This window comes from Pseudomonas sp. P7758 (assembly GCF_013386485.1).
In the GTDB taxonomy this organism is placed as follows: domain Bacteria; phylum Pseudomonadota; class Gammaproteobacteria; order Pseudomonadales; family Pseudomonadaceae; genus Aquipseudomonas.
Window position 1 is genome coordinate 55,953 of the sequence record NZ_JACARS010000142.1, and the last position, 17,727, is coordinate 73,679.

At 57.7% G+C, this 17,727-nt stretch carries 19 protein-coding genes; 4 read left to right on the forward strand and 15 right to left on the reverse strand.

Features of this window, described 5'->3' with window-relative positions; all coding sequences use genetic code 11:
- Positions 1–11 precede the first annotated feature (11 nt).
- The 11 genes from HX873_RS26455 to HX873_RS26505 all read right to left on the reverse strand — a co-directional run bounded on the left by HX873_RS26455 (position 12) and on the right by HX873_RS26505 (position 11,570).
- Complete coding sequence (locus tag HX873_RS26455) at positions 12–1,439, reverse strand: mannose-1-phosphate guanylyltransferase/mannose-6-phosphate isomerase (protein WP_032899404.1); 1,428 nt, start codon at positions 1,437–1,439, stop codon at positions 12–14.
- A gap of 54 nt (positions 1,440–1,493) precedes the next feature.
- Positions 1,494–1,970 (reverse strand): glycosyltransferase, encoded by a 477-nt coding sequence (locus tag HX873_RS26460; protein WP_003211352.1) that lies wholly within the window; start codon positions 1,968–1,970, stop codon positions 1,494–1,496.
- Positions 1,971–2,369, reverse strand: a complete 399-nt coding sequence (locus HX873_RS26465; RefSeq protein WP_177123431.1) for a polysaccharide biosynthesis protein — start codon at positions 2,367–2,369, stop codon at positions 1,971–1,973.
- A 92-nt stretch (positions 2,370–2,461) separates the two neighbouring features.
- The gene (locus HX873_RS26470) at positions 2,462–3,424 is read right to left on the reverse strand and encodes a glycosyltransferase family 1 protein (RefSeq protein ID WP_177123432.1); all 963 of its coding nucleotides are present in this window, start codon (positions 3,422–3,424) and stop codon (positions 2,462–2,464) included.
- Positions 3,425–3,478: 54 nt separating this feature from the next.
- Positions 3,479–4,021 (reverse strand): DapH/DapD/GlmU-related protein, encoded by a 543-nt coding sequence (locus HX873_RS26475; protein WP_102368815.1) that lies wholly within the window; start codon positions 4,019–4,021, stop codon positions 3,479–3,481.
- Complete coding sequence (locus HX873_RS26480) at positions 4,022–4,867, reverse strand: polysaccharide lyase (protein WP_256662413.1); 846 nt, start codon at positions 4,865–4,867, stop codon at positions 4,022–4,024.
- A gap of 18 nt (positions 4,868–4,885) precedes the next feature.
- Positions 4,886–6,037, reverse strand: coding sequence for a polysaccharide pyruvyl transferase family protein (locus HX873_RS26485; protein WP_177123433.1), 1,152 nt, complete (start codon positions 6,035–6,037; stop codon positions 4,886–4,888).
- Complete coding sequence (locus tag HX873_RS26490; protein WP_177123434.1) at positions 6,034–7,494, reverse strand: oligosaccharide flippase family protein; 1,461 nt, start codon at positions 7,492–7,494, stop codon at positions 6,034–6,036. The genes HX873_RS26485 and HX873_RS26490 overlap by 4 nt, the downstream gene beginning before the upstream one ends.
- Positions 7,491–8,762 (reverse strand): DUF6369 family protein, encoded by a 1,272-nt coding sequence (locus HX873_RS26495; RefSeq protein ID WP_177123439.1) that lies wholly within the window; start codon positions 8,760–8,762, stop codon positions 7,491–7,493. Before HX873_RS26495 ends, HX873_RS26490 begins: the two co-directional genes overlap by 4 nt.
- 105 nt (positions 8,763–8,867) lie before the next feature.
- Positions 8,868–11,096: a polysaccharide biosynthesis tyrosine autokinase gene (locus HX873_RS26500; protein WP_177008626.1), complete on the reverse strand. Its 2,229-nt coding sequence runs from the start codon at positions 11,094–11,096 to the stop codon at positions 8,868–8,870.
- 45 nt (positions 11,097–11,141) lie between these two features.
- A complete protein-coding gene (locus HX873_RS26505) occupies positions 11,142–11,570 on the reverse strand; it encodes a low molecular weight protein-tyrosine-phosphatase (RefSeq protein WP_371318408.1) in 429 nt (142 codons plus the stop codon).
- A 244-nt stretch (positions 11,571–11,814) separates the two neighbouring features.
- On the opposite strand from HX873_RS26505, the gene rfaH reads away from it, so the two are divergent.
- The 3 genes from rfaH to HX873_RS26520 all read left to right on the forward strand — a co-directional run bounded on the left by rfaH (position 11,815) and on the right by HX873_RS26520 (position 13,097).
- Complete coding sequence (rfaH, locus tag HX873_RS26510) at positions 11,815–12,324, forward strand: transcription/translation regulatory transformer protein RfaH (RefSeq protein ID WP_003211330.1); 510 nt, start codon at positions 11,815–11,817, stop codon at positions 12,322–12,324.
- Positions 12,325–12,444: 120 nt separating this feature from the next.
- Complete coding sequence (locus HX873_RS26515; RefSeq protein WP_023658750.1) at positions 12,445–12,753, forward strand: hypothetical protein; 309 nt, start codon at positions 12,445–12,447, stop codon at positions 12,751–12,753.
- Positions 12,750–13,097: a hypothetical protein gene (locus HX873_RS26520; RefSeq protein ID WP_134326346.1), complete on the forward strand. Its 348-nt coding sequence runs from the start codon at positions 12,750–12,752 to the stop codon at positions 13,095–13,097. Before HX873_RS26515 ends, HX873_RS26520 begins: the two co-directional genes overlap by 4 nt.
- Here the strand turns inward: HX873_RS26520 and HX873_RS26525 are convergent.
- The 4 genes from HX873_RS26525 to HX873_RS26540 form a co-directional block, all read right to left on the reverse strand.
- A complete protein-coding gene (locus HX873_RS26525; protein ID WP_177123436.1) occupies positions 13,049–13,672 on the reverse strand; it encodes a hypothetical protein in 624 nt (207 codons plus the stop codon). The genes HX873_RS26520 and HX873_RS26525 overlap by 49 nt on opposite strands.
- A 69-nt stretch (positions 13,673–13,741) precedes the next feature.
- Complete coding sequence (locus HX873_RS26530; RefSeq protein ID WP_177123437.1) at positions 13,742–14,731, reverse strand: ABC transporter substrate-binding protein; 990 nt, start codon at positions 14,729–14,731, stop codon at positions 13,742–13,744.
- Positions 14,724–15,491 carry an ABC transporter ATP-binding protein gene (locus HX873_RS26535; RefSeq protein ID WP_008435484.1) on the reverse strand — a complete coding sequence of 256 codons (768 nt, stop codon included), beginning with the start codon at positions 15,489–15,491 and terminating at the stop codon, positions 14,724–14,726. The genes HX873_RS26530 and HX873_RS26535 overlap by 8 nt, the downstream gene beginning before the upstream one ends.
- Before the next feature lies 1 nt (position 15,492).
- Positions 15,493–16,356, reverse strand: coding sequence for an ABC transporter permease (locus tag HX873_RS26540; RefSeq protein ID WP_003211316.1), 864 nt, complete (start codon positions 16,354–16,356; stop codon positions 15,493–15,495).
- Positions 16,357–16,606: 250 nt separating this feature from the next.
- Between HX873_RS26540 and HX873_RS26545 the strand changes: the two genes are divergently transcribed.
- On the forward strand, positions 16,607–17,695 hold the full coding sequence (locus HX873_RS26545) for an LLM class flavin-dependent oxidoreductase (protein WP_003211314.1): 1,089 nt from the start codon (positions 16,607–16,609) through the stop codon (positions 17,693–17,695).
- Positions 17,696–17,727 lie beyond the last annotated feature (32 nt).

Below are 17,727 nucleotides of genomic sequence, written 5' to 3' on the forward strand. Positions count from 1 at the left end.
TCAATCTTCCTTTAAACAAGCTCGAGGCGGCCATAGCGGTCTTCAAAGCGGATGATGTCGTCCTCGCCCAGGTACGAGCCCGATTGGACTTCAATCAGCTCCAGCGGGATTCGCCCCGGGTTTTCGAGGGAGTGCACAACGCCAATGGGGATGTAGGTGGACTGGTTCTCGGTCAGCAGCACTTGCTTGTCGGCGATTTGCACATTCGCGGTGCCGGACACCACGATCCAGTGCTCGGCCCGGTGGTGGTGCAGTTGCACCGACAGCTTGTGCCCCGGCTTCACCGTGATCCGCTTCACCTGGTACCGATAGCCCTGGTCCACCGAGTCATATTTGCCCCACGGCCGATAGACTTCGCGGTGGCTGGTGCTCTCGATCCGGTGCTTTTCAGTCAGCTGCGCAACTATTTTCTTGACGTCTTGCGCGTGGTCCTTGGTGGTCACCAAAATCGCGTCGGCGGTCTCGACGACCACCACATCATTGATCCCTGCAACCGTGACCAGGCGGTGGCTGGCATGCACATAGCTGTTGGTGACGTCCTGCAGCAGCACGTCGCCCTGGGTGCAGTTCTGGTTCTGATCCTTGAGGCCCGCTTCCCACACTGAGTCCCAGGCACCCAGGTCGCTCCACGGCGAATCGAGGATGACCACCGACGCGATGTCGGTCTTTTCCATCACCGCGTAATCGATCGACACATTGGGTGCGTTCACAAAATCCACCTGGCTGAGCCGGGTGAAATCCTGGTCATGGGCCGCGTTGGAGAGGGACAGTTCCGCGGCCACCATGATCTCCGGGCTCAGGCGCTCCAGCTCGGCCTTCATCACCGAGGCGCGGAACATGAACATGCCGCTGTTCCAGAAGTAGTTACCTTGTTCCAGGTAGCCTTGCGCGGTCGCCAGGTCGGGCTTTTCCACGAAGGCATCGACATGCGCGGCGCCGTCCACCGCAGCCGCTTGAGTACGGATATAGCCGTAGCCGGTCTCCGGCTTGGTGGGCACAACCCCGAAGGTGACGATCTTGCCTTTGTTGACTTCCACCTTGGCCAGCGTCAAGGCCGCATTAAAGGCTTGGGTATCGCCGATCACATGGTCCGCCGCCAGCACCAGCAGGATCGGATCGTCCCCATCCGCCAGCGCCGACAGGGTTGCCGCCGCAATCGCCGGGGCGGTGTTGCGGGCGGTCGGCTCAAGGAGGATTTTCTGCGGGATCACGTCCAGTGATCGACTTTGCTCGGCCACGATGAAACGGTGTTCTTCGTTGCACACAATGATCGGCGGGCTGACGGTCTCGCCCTCTATCGACAGGTTCTTGATGCGATCCAAGGTGGCTTGAAACAAACTCAAGTCACCGTGCAGCGCAATAAACTGCTTTGGTTTAAGCGCTCTTGAAAGCGGCCACAGGCGCGTGCCTGAACCGCCAGACAATATAACTGGGATCATAACGATTACTCGATGATTAAAGGCAATAAGAGCGGATTGACAAACAGCCGAAACTTAAGAAGTGAATGACTTCACATAACTGATCAAGCGGTCCCTTTCGGTAAAGTCCAGTGAACTTTCGGCACTGCTGTAGTTAAGCGCCGAATCAATCGCCGAAAAGAACGCATCTTTATCATGGGCGATAAACACAGAGGGAAGGTCTGAAAAGTTTTCGGCGGTGTCGTACTGGTGATTATTGATGTGTTCACCGCGCCGACTGTCGCGCGGGACAATAACAATCGGTTTGCCCAGTTCAAGGGAGCGAATGATATTGCCCATGCCCGCATGGGAAACAATCACCTTTGACGCATTGAAGTTTTTGGAAAACAGCGGCTCGGCGATGGTCTTGTAAGCCGTAATGCGCCCCAGGTCATTTTCGTTATTGCCCACCTGGGCAACAATCGGGACCTGCGGGTTTGCATGACTCCACTCATGCAAGTAGCCGAGCATTCTTTCAAAGGGTGCTTGAGTGCCAACGCTGCAAAATATCATTTATACAATCCTCCCTTTATATTGGGCGCGGCTGTTTTGCGACAGCGTGGGCCACTGGGTCAGCAACTCATCGACAAAATACACAGCGATCCTGCCGGACAACGAGAGCTTCTTGGGATTGGCAATGCTGTCGATCCACAGGGTCTTTTTGCCCATCAGTTTTCCCGCGACCAGCCCCAGCAACCCCGGTGCCGCCCCGGTGGAGATCACGTACCTGGCCTTGCTGCGGTAAACGATCGCAAAGATCTGGCAAAAGCCCTTGATGATCTTCAACGGTTCACTGCGATTAAAGTCCGAGACTTGCGCGAAGGCATGGGTTGGATACTGCGAGCCAATGCTGATATCCACGGTGGCGATGGTAACTTTTTGACCGTCGAAGGCAGGCAGCAACTTGCTCATTTGTACCCAGTGCCCACCTCCAGAACAAATCAATAAAACATCACTTGATTGACTCATGACGGTTCCCTTCCTGTCAGGTGTAATAGACATCATTAAATAGTGGCGGCAGTTCTTAACAGTTGGGCCTGGCCTTTCCAGCGGGTTATTCGCTTGGCTTTGAGCAAGGCCGATTTCTCTTTATAGGTTTCTTGATTGGCGATGAGCTGCGCGACGCCGGCCTTGATGGACAGCGGGTCCAGGGTGTCGACAAACACCGCCGCCTCGGAAAACAACGAGCGCAGTACCGTGGTATTCGAAAGCGCCATCGGCCTGCCGGCGCTGACCGCTTCGTTGGCCACGCTCAGCTGGACGTTGTCGCGGGTGGTCAGGCCGAGCACCACATTCGCGTGGCACAGCAGCTGTTCAAAGGTCGCCTTGCTGAGGAAGCCGGTCAGCTTGATGTTCTCGGGGAGTGACGCCACGAGCCCCTCGGAGAGCTTGCCCTGATGCTTGCCGGTGATCAGGAAGTCGACACCGGGCATTTCCCGGGCGGCGTTGATCACGATCTCGATCGGTTCATCGATATCAAACGAGCACGGAAACAGTACATAGGGTGTCTCGCGCTCACTGGCGGGCGCCGCGTGAAAGTCACACGGCAAGTCTTCCAGGATAAAGATATTGGTGTCCTTGACGCCCAGGCCGGCCAACTCTTCTTTGACTTTAAAATTATGAACGACGACGGCATCGATTCTATTCAACAGCGCTACCGTGCCCGGAAAGCCTATCCATTGTTTGCGCAACAGGCTGTTGTGGGCATCGGCGATAATCTTCAGCCGCCGGTTGAATATAAACTTGTAGGCCAGTGCTATATGCAATACCGGGCTCGGCGGCAACTGCACCCACAGCACGTCAGGCGAACCGGCCAACAGGGTCTTCAGGGTTTTAAACGACTTGATCAAGTAATCCAGCGGCCGCGCGGATTTCTTCTTGAACTGGTTGGGCAGATGCAGAATGTCATACGCCCAGTATTGCTTCATGGTATCGGCGCGTCGTTGATAGCCAATCCATGCAATCATTAATGATTTCACGTCAGAGTCCTGCATAAATAAAGGTGGGGCCAGTGAGATTGCTTACACTGCAAACCAGATCGGAAAGTCGGCGTTGTATCGAATAGTGTTGTTTCTGAAGCGGATATGTTTGGCCGGATTGCCTCCCACGATCGAATACGCTGCAACGTTGCGCGTGACCACACTGCCCGGATAAACAACCGCGCCTGTTCCGATGGTGACGCCTGGCATCACCATCACATTGGGAAAGATCCAGGCATTGTCTTCAATCAACACCGGCTTCCCCACCAGGCAACTCATGGGGTCATCAATATCGTGGCCCAGCGTATAAATCCGGGTGTTATGGGAAATATTGACGTTGTCGCCGATGCGGATGCCCGCCCGGTTATCCAGGTAGCAGTCGTAATTGACCGTGCAGTTTTTCCCGACCGAGAAGTTGCCGAAGGAGAAAAACACCACGTTGCGGTGGATCGTAGTCCGGGCGCCCACCCGGCATCCGGTTGCCCGGAGCAACGCGCGTCGCAGATTGAAAAACAACGCCAGGCTGAGCAGCGTATTGAACAGCGCAACAGCGGCCTTCTTGATGTTCAGTTTCAGGTTCTTCATCTACTCGCCCTGCCCTGAAGTATCCGTTACGCGCTGTGAACTCATCACAAAATTCCTGAAGCGGATATTGGTACTCACCGGCGTGGCGAAAGACGGGTTATTGCCACCGAAGAACGTCGAAAACAGCAAGCCGTCGATGGTAATCTCCGGCGTGTCTCTAAACGTCAGCCCGGTTTCCGAGTGCACCAGCTGGTTGTCGTACCAAATGGAAATCACACCGTCGGCCTGCCCCGGCGTATTCAACTTCACCAGTTGCTCCAACCTGTGCCATTGCCCCACCGTAAAGATCCAGGAACCCAACCCGACTGCCGTGCCCCAGGTTTTACTGGTGGGCAAATACGCGTAAATGGCGCCGGCGCCCTTTTCTTTCCAGATGTAGCGCGTGGAAAAGCCGTCATGGCCGTTCGGTATCTTGCCGCCCGTATTGCCGGTGCCACCGTAGAGGCCCGGGAGCTTGCCGCCTTTTACAAAGTCGAAATTCCTGTCGAACTTCAACTCATAGGTCAGTACCAGGCATTCCCTGCCCGGTTGCGGCAGTGGGGATTTGAATTCAATGCCGCCGTAGGGCAACCCAAGGCGCACCATCGAACCCGGGTCATAGGAGCCGGCCGGAAAATGCACGGCAATGTCCTTGATCTTTTGGCTGTAGGCCTTGTTCGTCAGATTGGCCCTGCCCTTGATGCTGCTTTGCGCCTGGGGCCCGTCGGCCATCTGCGAAACGTCCGGCAGTGACGGGTAGATGTTCTTGATGCCTGGCTCGCAACGGTCGTTCAACTCAGATGCGCCGCTGGCAGCCACCTGCAGGGCGAACGCCACAATGAGTAGCGTCGAGGCTGTCTTTTTCACGTCGGTTGCCCCTCCACTTTATTTTTCATCGACCCATTTCAAAAAGTCGTCGACCGCTTTTTGCGCAAGGGAAGAACGCTGGGCGATCTCCTGCTTGAGGTGCTCGGCCATTTGCGCCTTGGATTGCCGGAATTCGCTGATGGTGGCCTTGATCACCTCAGGGTCTGGGGTGCTGACCAGCCGGGTGCCCTGCGGCAGCATTTCATGGACTTTTTTCAGCTTGTTTTCGATTTCAACCGCGATGGTGGGAAAGCCCAGGGAAGCCGGCAGCAGTACACCGTGTGCACGGGCGCTGATGATCACGTCGGACTCGACGATCAGTTTCGCCATGAAGGTTTCTGGCGTATCGCCCGCCGCGTCCCAGCACAACCATTCGAACCTGTGGTACTTGTCGATCAGGTGCTGGTCACGTTCCTTGTACAGCGAGACCAGGCGTACCTGCTCGCCACGCTTGGCGAGCTCATCCGCGGCCTGGACCATCGCCTTGATGAACTGTTGCCCGTTCGCGTCATGGGGCCAGTCGCGCAGGATGAAGGACAGGTACTTGCCCTTCTTGAGGCTGCCGACCTCCAGGTCTTTGCTGGAGATCCACAGGTCGGAAAGCAGGCTGGGGTCGGTGTACACCTCGACGTCGGACTTTCCGAAGGCCTTGCAATGCTGCTGGCTGGTACCGTCCCGCACGGAAATGTAGTCACAGCGATTGATCACGCTGACGGCGCGGGTCAGCAGCTTGCCGCCGCCATCGAAGGGGCCCAGGCCAATGCAGAACGCTGCCAGGCGCCGGTGGAAATAGATCCTGTCGACACCACCGCGCAACCCGACATACAAACGCAGAAGCGTGGACTTCAGGTCGGTCTGCGCCTTGATGCTCTTGCACAGCTTCGCCACGATGCCTTTGTTGGCAGCCGCCTCTTTGGCCGGTGGGATGAACGAGAAGAATTGGCCCCCACCGCCCAACACCACCAGGTCAGCCTTGACCGGCTCCTTGATGTGCAGCCACTTGATACGCGGGTTGAAGCTCCTGGCGATCTGCGGATGATCGACACCCACCGCTATATCCGATTCCTTAAAGCGTTTTTTCAGAATATTGATCACGCATAGCATTAATACGTCATCACCCAAATTACCAGGACCGTATGCCCCCCGGATATATACTTTGCTGACATTCATGCTGGGCTTCCATTTTCCACGGGGTCATTAAACACGGCATTCAAGGCAAACGTTGTTGCGAGAATGTAGATAAATATCAGCGCCATGATCATCAATCGATACAGCACACTTTCGACATAGGCGCTTGATATGAAACTGATGAAAGGCAATGCCCACAAGATCAGGATCCTGGGAGATACGAGCAACTCCAGAGGTAATATCTTCTTGTAGACGAAATACGGCAGTCCCAGCAGGAAGTGAATAAACTGCGAGCCGATAAATGCCTTGGCAATCCCGATTGCACCTTCTTCCCGAAGCCACAGTGCTCCGGCAATGAATAACACTCCCCATAGAATGTTACTCATCACACTGAACCAGGCCAGGTTCATCACGATCATTTTTCTTGAAATACCGGACTTGAATGCACTGAGCAGCGAACCCAGGATTACCAGGACTAATGTCACTTCAAAATCCCGCCCCAGGAAACTGCTGCCATACAGTTTGGCCAGCAACTCGGGGAACATGATCACCGGCTGTATGATCACCAACACCACCAGCCAGCCCGACAGAAAGTTCAAGGCGTCCAACTTGCGGCTTTTACCGCCCAGCGCGGCGGCCAGCATCGGCACCAGCACAGAGCCCAACACCACGGAAACATGGGAAAAGATCGCGTTCCATTGCATCGCGGCGGCGTACATGCCCAATGCGGCAAGGCCGTTAGTTGTTTCCGCCAGCAACTTGTTGGCGAACCAGTTCATCGGGGCGACCATCAACCCCGTCAGCAATACCGGCAGGCCAACCGACAGCACTGCGTGCTTTTCAGTCATTGCACCTTTGAAACTCAGCGTGGTATTTCGGGCCGTCAAAGTCTTCCAGCAGGCCAGTGCGCTGAAGAACACGATCAGCAATTGAGAACCGGCCAAGCCCAGCAGCGCACCATTGAGTCGCAACTGCAGGGTCAGGAAGTACGTCGCCGGGATCGCGACAATCGCAATGATTCCATTGATGGTCGCGATTGTCCGGTATTGGCCCCAACCGGTCAGGCAGCCCTGGGTCCATCCCGACAGGATAATCAACGTGATGGTGCTCAATACGATCAGCGATGCAGCGCTGAGGCTGTCTGCCCCCAGGATAACGCTGGAGAAAAAGTGCGGGAAAAACAGCGCTGTCCCGATGATGATCCCGCTGAACACAACCGAGAACAGCAGCGTCAGCGCGATGCCCCTGCCGGTCTTCTCGGGACAGGCCTCCTTGAACTGCCCGATATGCTTGGCCGTCGCCGTGGTGGTGGCTTGGGCGGCGACGTTGGCAAGCATCACAATCGCGCTCTGGATCAAGCCATACTCGCCAAACGATTGCGCACCCAATACCCGGGCAACCAGGATGCCGGTGATGACCACCGACACTTTGGTGGCCACGGCAGAAACGAAACTCCATGCCGTACTGGACACGAACTTTTTCAACAGTGTGCTGTTCATCCGGCATTCACCTGCAAGGGTGTGGTTATCAGCGGCTGGCCAGGCTTGAGGATCTTTTTGCGTTGCCTGGCGGTGTGTTCGGAACAGACCCGCAGCACAATCGCGCCATACGCGATACCGATGGCGTACGGCTGATAAGGCGTGGCCGAGACAACGAACATCACCCCCAGAAAGACGGCTATCGAAACCGCCACCCGGCTGTTCATGTGCTGGGTAATCGAGGTAATGAACACGTACAGCAAGTACACGCCGATCAGCCCGTACTTAACGAAGTAGGTTAGGTAGGCACTGTCGATATTCGAGTTCTTGTCATCGAGGCCACGGTACTCGAACCAGGGAATCTCGAACGGCGTGCCCGCGCCCAGTCCCACAAAGTAATGCAGCGGGTTCATGCCGCGGATCAACTCCAGCGCCGGGCTGAAGCGCGTGGCCAATTGGGCGGCCATGCCTTCGGACGACAAACCATCATTGATTCGATCAGCCCCGATCATATTGCTGATGCCAATGAACGCCATCAGCACCACCGCCCCGGCCAGGGCAACGCCTATCATGCGGGCCGGCCGGGTGTATTGGTGGATGATGATCGCCGCAAACACCGAGACAAAGATGAAGCGAGAGTTGGCAATGAACAAACAGATGAATGAAGTGGCTAGGCAAATGCTTGCGAGCTTTTTCCTGTGTTCGAACAGCCGTGGGTCTATGAAGTAATAAATCAGATAGGCCACGGCGGCGTACGTACCGCCGTCCAGGTAGCGGTAGGCGTTTTCTTCATAGTAGACGTCTTGAAACTTGTACAAGCCCAAGCGTAACCAGGCAATGTCCAGTACATTGAAGGCGGTCATCGCGATCAATAGCAGGAGCACTGTCTGCAACTTCAGCGTTTTTGCGGCAAGGGTCGCGATGTTCGAGAGCACGATAAATGACAGGATCATTATAAAAGGCCGAACATCCTTCAACAGGTACTTGTTCGAGGACTCCAGCAGGCCGCAGGCGAGTAACACCACATACAGCCCGCAACCAAAAAGCAGGCCGCCCGGTACCGTCAATTGTTTCTTCTGTGTAGCCACCTGCCGGATCAGCAGTGCGCCCAGCCCGCCCACGATATAAAAGTCAAAGAAGTAGATACCCTTGAGCGAGATTATTTCGCTGTAGGAGTTACCCGTGGGAATAACAGCCAGCATTATCCCGAATACTACGATTGAGTATTTTGGATTTTTCGCCGCGAGCAAACCCGCTGACAGCGCGATAAGGGATAACAGGTAAAACATGGCTGGGTATTCTTTATGCTGATTTGAATTTGGCACGCTACCGCCCCAGGATTTTTCGTTCATTTCCTGAAAACGTGACCTCTATCCTGCAATTACAGTGGTGAATCAGCTCCGATCAGCCTGGTACTCGTACTGGTAATACCCATAGTTGCCGTAGCCATATTTGGCCGAAGCTTTCTTTTCAACGCCGTTGAAGATCGCGCCCCTGAGCACGATGCCGTTCTGGGCAAATCGGCGCATGGTGTGCTCGATCTCTTTTGCCGGGTTCAAGCCATAGCGGGTGACGATCAGGTTGGTCCCCGATTGCCGTCCCACGATGGCTGCGTCGGTCACGGCCAAGAGCGGTGGCGTATCCAGAATCACCAGGTCATACCGTTCGCTGACCTGCGCCAACAGTTCGGTCAGGTTGCGGTGCATCAGCAGTTCGGAAGGATTCGGCGGTATTTGCCCGCGGCTGATGATGTCGAGGTTTTCAATGCCGGTTTTGTGGATGGCGGATTCAAGGGTGCATTGATTGGAGAGGATGTCGGAAAGCCCATCCTTGGCCGGCACACCCAGCACTTTGTGCAGGTAGCCCCGTCGCATATCCACGTCAATCAACAACACGCGCTGCCCGGTTTGCGCGATGACCGCCGCCAGGTTCACCGAGACAAAGGTTTTACCCACCTCGGGGCTGGGGCCGGAAATCATGATCCGGTTATTCGGCGCCTCGAGCATCGCGAAGTGCAAACTGGTGCGCAAACTGCGCAAGGCCTCCACTGCCAGGTCCGTGGGGTGACTGATGGCCAGCAATGAAGAACCGGCATCGGCACGCCCACGCCCGCGGGTGATTTTGTCTTCTTCGACCTTTTGCAGCGTGCTGTACGGAATCGACGCGTACACCGGCAAGCCCAGTTGCTCGATGGCCTCGGGGCTTTCCAGGCCACGGTTCAGCGCCTTGCGCAGCAGTACCAGCGTCACCGCCAGGAAGCCGCCCAGCAGCGTCGCGATCAGCACGATGAGGATCTTTTTCGGCTTGATCGGCTTGAAGAAATTGACGTCTGCGGTGTCGATCAGGCGCACGTTGCCCACGGTGCCCGCGCGCATCACATCGAGTTCCTGGGACTTGTTGAGCAACTGGGTGTAAATGGCCGTGCCGACCTCGACATCCCGGGTGAGGCTCAGCAGTTCCTGCTGGGTGGAAGGCAGGCTCTCGACCCGGCTCGCCAGGCTCTGCTGCTTGCTGGTCAGCTCGCCGATCTGAGTCAGCAATGCGCGATACGCGGGATGCTGGCGGGTGAACTTGCGGTCCATCTCGGCCTGTTGCAGCTTCAGCTCGGAGATGCTGGTATCGAGGCCCACGATCTGGTCGAGAATCGCCTTGGTTTCCAGGGTGATGTCCACCGACTTGCTGCGGGTCTGGTATTCATTCAAGGCCTTCCCGGCTTTTTCCAGGTCCTTCTTGACCTCCGGCAGTTGCTCCTTGAGAAACGCCAGGCTTTGCGCCGCCTCAGCCGAGGTGCGCTCCACGTTCTGCCGCACGTAGATCGCCGCGATCTGATTGAGGATTTTGATCGCCTGGTCCGGCTCGGTGCTTTCCAGCGCCAGGCCGATCATGCCCGACTCCTTCCCTCGCTCGACCACATCCAGGTTTTCCTGATAGTCGAGGATGCTGGTCAGTCGCGCATTGCGGATCACCCGGAAACGCGTGCCGGGCTTGGCGCGCAGTTCTTCAATCTGGAATGCCACGCCATTTTGCTCGAACGGCTGCCCGGCCTCGCCGGCCGCCAGCACCTGGTCATCTTCATCCACCAGGGTGTAGTGCGCGTTTTCACCCACGGTCAGGGTCAGCTTCTTGCCCAATTGCCCGTCGGGCAGGTCCAGCTTGAAGATCTTCAGCGACTCGCCGCCCCAGGCGAAGCTGTCCAGGCCCAGCAGCGGCTCGGCGATTGCACCGGGGTTGGCCTTCTGGAAGCGGCGCGCCAGGAACTCACCCACCACCGGGAAGTACATCGGCTGTACGACGATATCGAGTTTCAGGTTGTCGACGGTTTTGCCAATCACGTAGCGGGACTGGATCAGCTCGATCTCGGTGGCCGACGGCGACTCCTTACCCAGCATCCCGCCGATGTCCGAGAAGCCCAGCAAGTCGTTCTTTTTCGCTTCGACCTGCAGCAGGGCATTCGCCTGGTAGACCGGGGTTGCCAGCACCGCATAGGCGGCGCCAGTGACCATAAAGGCACCGGTCACCGCAGCGATCAGCCATTTATGGTCGATCAGTGTTCCAAACAGACCGAGGAGATCAATCTCCCCGTTATCGTCTTCCTGTACGGTGACTGCTGGCGTTTGCTGCATAAGTCGGATTCTTAGCCTTTATTTCGATTCAAAAAGTAGTGGCGATCAGCGTGCAAGACGCTGCGCCCATGCGTTTACAGCCTCTTCGATCAACGCATAAGCGTGCACAAACGCGGCCGTGCCTTGACGGTACGGGTCGCTGATCTCTCGCTCGTTTTGCCATTTGCCCAGCAGCAAGACCTTGCCTCGTGCCTCGGGCGCCATGCTGAGTACGGCATTGATGTGCTGTCGTTCCATGACCAGGATCAGGTCGGCTTCACTGATCGCCTGTGGCGCCAACTGGGTGGCCTGGTGCTTGTCGGCCGGATGACCGTGGGCTTCGAGTACCGCACGGGCGGTGGTTTCAATCGGCTTGCCGACCAACGCGGCAATACCTGCAGAACTGATCTTGATATCGGAGCACGGGAGTGCGCCACGCAAAAGACTTTCCGCGGTGGGACTACGGCAAATATTGCCAATACAGACAATCAACACTCTTTTAAACAAGGCACTATCCCCGGGCCATCCATTACCCCATGAAGCAACCTCTTCAACTTCATTACTTCACGGCAGTATTTATTAACACGTAACCCTTACTTCCCCCAAAATTATCTCCGGACGAAAAATAACAACCACCGCCTTCAAACCGACAATTTATAACATTCATTACTTCGCCACTCCCATCGGCTTTAAATTACAGCCTTGTCACGTATCGCCCTATATAGGAAGAGGAACGCCCATGAGCGCAAATGCCAACAAAGCCTGGTACCTGGTCCAGTGCAAATCCCGGCAGGACGAGCGCGCCGAGGAGCACCTCCAGCGCCAGGGCTATACCTGCTTCCGGTCTACCTATAAACGCGAACGGCTGTTGAAGGGCCAGCGCAGGACCACCCGTGAATCGTTGTTTCCAGGCTATCTGTTTATTCAAATGAGCCAGCAGGACAGCTGGAGCTCACTGCGCTCGACCCGCGGTGTGTCGCGGGTGGTGGCATTCGGCGCGCACCCGTTGCCCATCAGCGACACGCTGGTGGACGAACTCCAGGAGCGCGACCACCAGGCCGTGGTGAGCGCCCTGTTGCAGCCCGGTGAAAGCGTGCGCATCAATGAAGGGCCGTTTGCCGAACTTGAAGCGGTCTTCCTGGCCATGGACGGTGAGGAACGGGTGGTGTTGCTGATGAACTTCCTGCAACGGGAACAACGCATCAACTTGCCATTGGCAGAAATCAGCCGAGTGCAAAGAAGTGACTGATAGCGGCGCTGAACAGACAAGAAATAACATTCAATTTAATAACAGACTAAAAATAACATCCGCTTACTTTTTCACCTCTTGAGAATAAAGTAATACGTGAATTAACAGCGAGGGACGGCCATGAAAAGTTCAAAGCTATTGGTAGAGCGTATCGGCCTGTTTCCTTCTTCGGGAAACATTCACGTCAAGGTTAATAGTTCAACCACCGTTGTAGAACGCATGCAGGTGTTATACGCCGGCCATTCCCTGGACAGTGACGAATCCTGTACCGGGCTTTCAATGGTGTTTGCCGACTGGCGCTTCAAGTTGCAGGTGAGCAATCCCCTGTCCATCTGCCTGTGCGTGGAGAGCCGCGGCGACAGCCACCTGATGCAAATGAAGACGGCCGAACTATTGGCGAATATTTCCTGCACCGAGGAGCGGCCATGAGCATTTATGAGGATCTGAAACGGGCCTACGCCTTGAAAAGGCTGACGAACACGTTTGAAGGTTTCGTGGGCCTGGCACCGCACGAACAACTGCCGGCGGAGCAATATGCGCACAACACCCGGATCATGTCCCACTGGCTGGATCAGTTGCGCGGCAACTCACCGCAGGACATAACCGACACGTTGTTCAAGCAGATGAAGCGTTCGCAGCGCCGTGGCGATGCCCGGCGCTTCAATTGCCAGACGGTGCTGCTGGAGCTGCTGGTGGAAAGTAACCTGGCTCTGGACCTGGCCACTTACTCGGCGTTCAACTGCATGGAAGAGGCCCGCCAGGAAGGCTCCTGATGGGCCTGGTCGGCACCTGATACGGCCACTGCCACATGGTTGAGCAGCTTCTCGGCGTTGTACTTGGGTGCCATCGCACTTAACAACAGGATCACCATTCCCCCACCGATCAACGATGGGGAAACCCGCACTTCAACCACCTCAAGGCGCCACAGAAACGCCAGTGCCGCCATGCCGCCCAAAAAGCCACCGGCCAGTGCTTCGTTGAGTGGGTGAATATAGGGTGCCACGCAATAGGCACTGAACCAGCCGGCGATAAACATCCCGGCGATAGCTGCGGGCCAGCGCCACTCGGGGTTGACCCGGCGCGCCACCAGGCTCATCGCCACGGGCACCATCAACGACGTATTCATGGCGTGACCGCTGAGCACCGCAATATCCAGCTGCTGGAGCGCCACGCCCCAGCCCTTGAACAGCAACTTGCTGAACGCCACGATGGAATAGGTGCAGGCGATGGTCATCAGCCACCAGTTGACCGCCTGGGGCCGGGAATACCAGAGCCAGACGGCGATCACCACTGCGGCCGGAATCATGACGGTGATACCGCCATATTGCGCCAGTTCTTCCCGTATCAAGTGCTGTTCCCTACCCGCAAGTTTTTCCCGGACCCATGAGACCTCAGGTCCGGGCAAAACACAACGACTTCAGGGCGCGCCAGCCAGCGATTGCGGCGAAAACACCTCGGTATCCGTCAGTTTCCCTACCTCTACCCGGTGCGGGAAAATCTTCTTTTCCACAAACAAATCATCCACCTGCTGCAACGCCTGCACATCCCGCTCCTCTACCGGCAGCAGCGACTCATCACCCCATGTGCGCAGCAACTGTGAAACCTTGAGCGGGATATCGTTGACCGTGGCAAACACCCGTGCGTATTCCTCGGGGTTCTGCTGCGCCCATTCAAAAGCCTTGGCGAACCGCTGCAAAACGTCACGCAACGCCTGGCGCTTGAGCGGGTCGCTGAGCACTTCATCGGACGCGGTAATAAACGTCAGGCCGGTATTGATGCCCTCCCCGCTGATCAGCACCCGCGCGCCCTGCTGTTCGGCGAACGCCTGGTACACCCCGAAGGTCGCCCAGGCTTCGATCTTGCCGGCGTTGAACGCAGGTAATGCATCGGTGGGCAGCACGAAGCCGACGTTGACGTCCTTTTCATCCACGCCGGCATTCGCCAGGGCGCGGATCAGCAGGTACTGGGAAATGCTCCCACGGGCCGACGACACCACCACATTGCGTCCTTTCAGATCGGCCACGCTGTGGATCGGTGAATCGGGCGGCACCAGGATCGCAATGCTGCGCGCCTGACTGCGGCGCACCGCAACGATACGCAGCGGCGTGCCTCCGGTGGCAGCCGCCAGCACCGGCGTATCCCCGGCCGGGCCGAGGTCCACGGCGCCGGCGCGCAAGGCCTCGAACAGCGGCGCGGCGCCCTGGAAGTTGGCCCACTGGACCTTGTAGTCGATGCCATCCAGGGCGTGGGCGGCCTCCACCACCGTACGCAAGCCCTTGGCCTGGTCACCGAGGATCAAGGTCACACCCGACAGATCCGATGCAGACTTCGGCGCTTCAGCGGCTTTGTCGCAGCCGCCCATCAGCAGTGCAGCCGCCAACAGGCAAAGGGTTCTGAATTCAACCATGGGCAAACCGCCTGACGCTGGCGTTCGCAGGCTGGGCGGCCGGGGCGTCCACTTCAACCCCCAACAGGCTCAGCAAGCGCGCGCGAATCGCCTGGAAACCGTCCTGGCCGGTATCCCGTGCACGGGGCAGGTCGATGCGCAGTTGCTCGGCAATCTTGCCCTCCGCCAGCACGATCACGCGGTCGGCCAGCAGGATCGCTTCGTCGACGTCGTGGGTCACCAGCAACACGGCCGGCGTGTGTTTGCGCCAGAGCTCGATGATCAGGCGATGCATCTTGATGCGGGTCAGCGCATCCAGCGCGGCGAAGGGTTCGTCGAGCAACAGCAGCTTGGGCTCGCGCACCAGGCCGCGGGCCAATGCCACGCGCTGGGCCTCGCCGCCGGAGAGGGTCGCCGGGTACGCCTCCAGCCGATGGGCCAGCCCGACTTCCGTCAACGCCTGCACCGCACGGGCCTTGGCGTCGGGAACCCGCAGGCCGAGAATCACGTTTTTCCAGGCGCGCTTCCACGGCATCAGGCGCGGCTCCTGGAACACCGCCGCCCGGGCCTTGGGCACGCGCAACTGGCCGCTGTCGATGCTGTCCAGGCCCGCGAGGCTGCGCAGCAAAGTGGTCTTGCCGGACCCGCTGGCGCCCAGCAACGCAACGAACTCCCCCGGGGCGATATCCAGGTCCAGGCCGTCGATGACCCGCTGCTGGCCGAACTGGCGCACCACATTGCGCAACTGCACCGGTGCTGTTGAAGCTTCGAGAATCGACATGTCAGTTCCTCACAAACGATGGGCGCCAGGCCAGGGCAAAACGTTCCAGGGTGCGGATCAAGCCGTCGATCAGCAGGCCCAGCACGCTATAGATCAACAGGCAGATCACGATCACGTCGGTGCGCATGAAGTCCCGCGCATCACTGGCCAGGTAGCCGATACCGGCGGTGGTGTTGATTTGCTCGACAAACACCAGGGCCAGCCAGGAGATGCCCAGGGAATAGCGCAGGCCGACAAAAAACGAAGGCAACGAGCCCGGCAGGATCACGTGCCAGATCAGCTCGCGACGGTTGAGGCCGAGGGTGTTGGCGGCCTCGATCAGTTTGGGGTCGATGTTGCGGATGCCGGCGAACAGGTTGAGGTACACCGGAAAGGTGGTGCCGGTAACGATAAGTGCGATCTTGGTGAACTCGCCGATGCCGAACCAGAGGATGAACAACGGCACCAGTGCCAGGGAAGGAATGGTGCGCAGCATCTGCATCGGTGAGTCGAGGATTACCTCGCCGCGCTTCGACAGGCCGGTGATCAACGCGGCCACCACCCCGATACTCACGCCGATGCTCAAGCCCAGCAGCGCCCGTTGCAGGGACACCAGCAGGTGCTTGCCCAGCTCTCCGGAGACGATCATTGCCCACAGGGTGCCGCCAATCTGAGACGGCGCGGCGATGATCCGTGCCGGGATCAAGCCCAGCTCGGAGGCCAGTTCCCACAGCAACAGCAACACAATCGGGCTGACCAGCCGCAGCAACACATCGGGGGTGCGCCAGTTGCGCAGCCAGCGCGGAATCAAGCGGGACGCAACGCCGGCTTGACCCTCGGCCTTGTCGACGGAAAACGAACTGGCGTTAAGGGACTTTTCAGTCATCGGGCTTCCTTCCTCATCAAGAACACGGCCAGGAGCGCCGCTGCGGTTTCATGCTATTCGCATAAAAAACCTCAGTGAAATTCTATTTGGGAATAACCTAATACGATTAAAATGCGCATTACTGATAACTATCTAAAACTATGATTCTGTATTTTTATAATTAGGATAGAACCAATCGGCATTTTACAGGCTCGGGTGCGGCCCCTATTTTCGATAGCAGCTTTATTCCTGCCCTCAACAAGGACTGACCATGAGCATCGAATTTATCGGCTATATCGGCGGCCACCACGCCTCCGAGATCCACCCTCGCAGCGGCCCGACCTTGCAGCCCGACTACGTGGAGACCGTGGCCCGCGCCCACGAAGAGGCCGGCTTCGACCGCGCGCTGGTGGCCTTCCATTCCAACAGCCCGGACAGTACGTTGATCGCTGCCCATGCGGCCAGCGTGACGAAAAAGCTGCAGTTCCTGATTGCCCACCGGCCCGGCTTCGTCCAACCCACCCTCGCTGCGCGGCAGTTCGCCACGCTGGATGTGTTCAACGGCGGGCGCACCGCGGTGCACATCATCACCGGCGGCGACGACCGTGAACTGCGGGCCGATGGCAGTCATATCGACAAGGATGAGCGTTATGCGCGCACCGACGAGTACTTGAGCGTGGTGCGGCAGGAATGGACCAGTGAAAAGCCCTTCGACCATCACGGCACTTACTACCGGTACGAGGGTGCGTTTTCGACGGTGAAGTCGCCGCAGCAGCCGCATATACCGTTGTATTTTGGCGGGTCTTCAGCGGCGGCCATTGCGGTGGCGGGCAAGCATGCGGATGTGTATGCGCTGTGGGGTGAGACCTACGAGCAGGTGAAGGAAGTGGTCACCCAGGTGCGGGCTGAGGCGGCCAGGCATGGGCGTACGGTTCGCTTCAGTTTGTCGTTGCGGCCGATTCTGGCAGAGACTGAAGCGCTGGCTTGGGAGCGTGCGGATAGCATCCTGGAGCAGGCGACGGCGTTGGCTGAGAAGAATGGGTTTGTGAGGCGTGAACCGCCGAATGAGGGGTCGCGGCGGCTGTTGGCGGCGGCGGCCCAGGGGTCGCGGTTGGATAAGCGGTTGTGGACCGGGATTGCGGGGTTGCTGGGGGCCCAGGGTAACTCTACATCGCTGGTGGGTACGGCCGATCAAGTGGCCGAGGCGTTGCTGGATTATTACGACCTGGGTATCACGACGTTTTTGATTCGTGGGTTTGATCCGCTGAATGATGCGATCGATTACGGGAAGAGGCTGATTCCGCTGACTCGGCAGTTGGTGGCTGAGCGGGAGCGCCAGGCGGCTGGAAAAGTGGCCTGAGGGAGGGGGACCGAGTACATATCCGTTTCTTC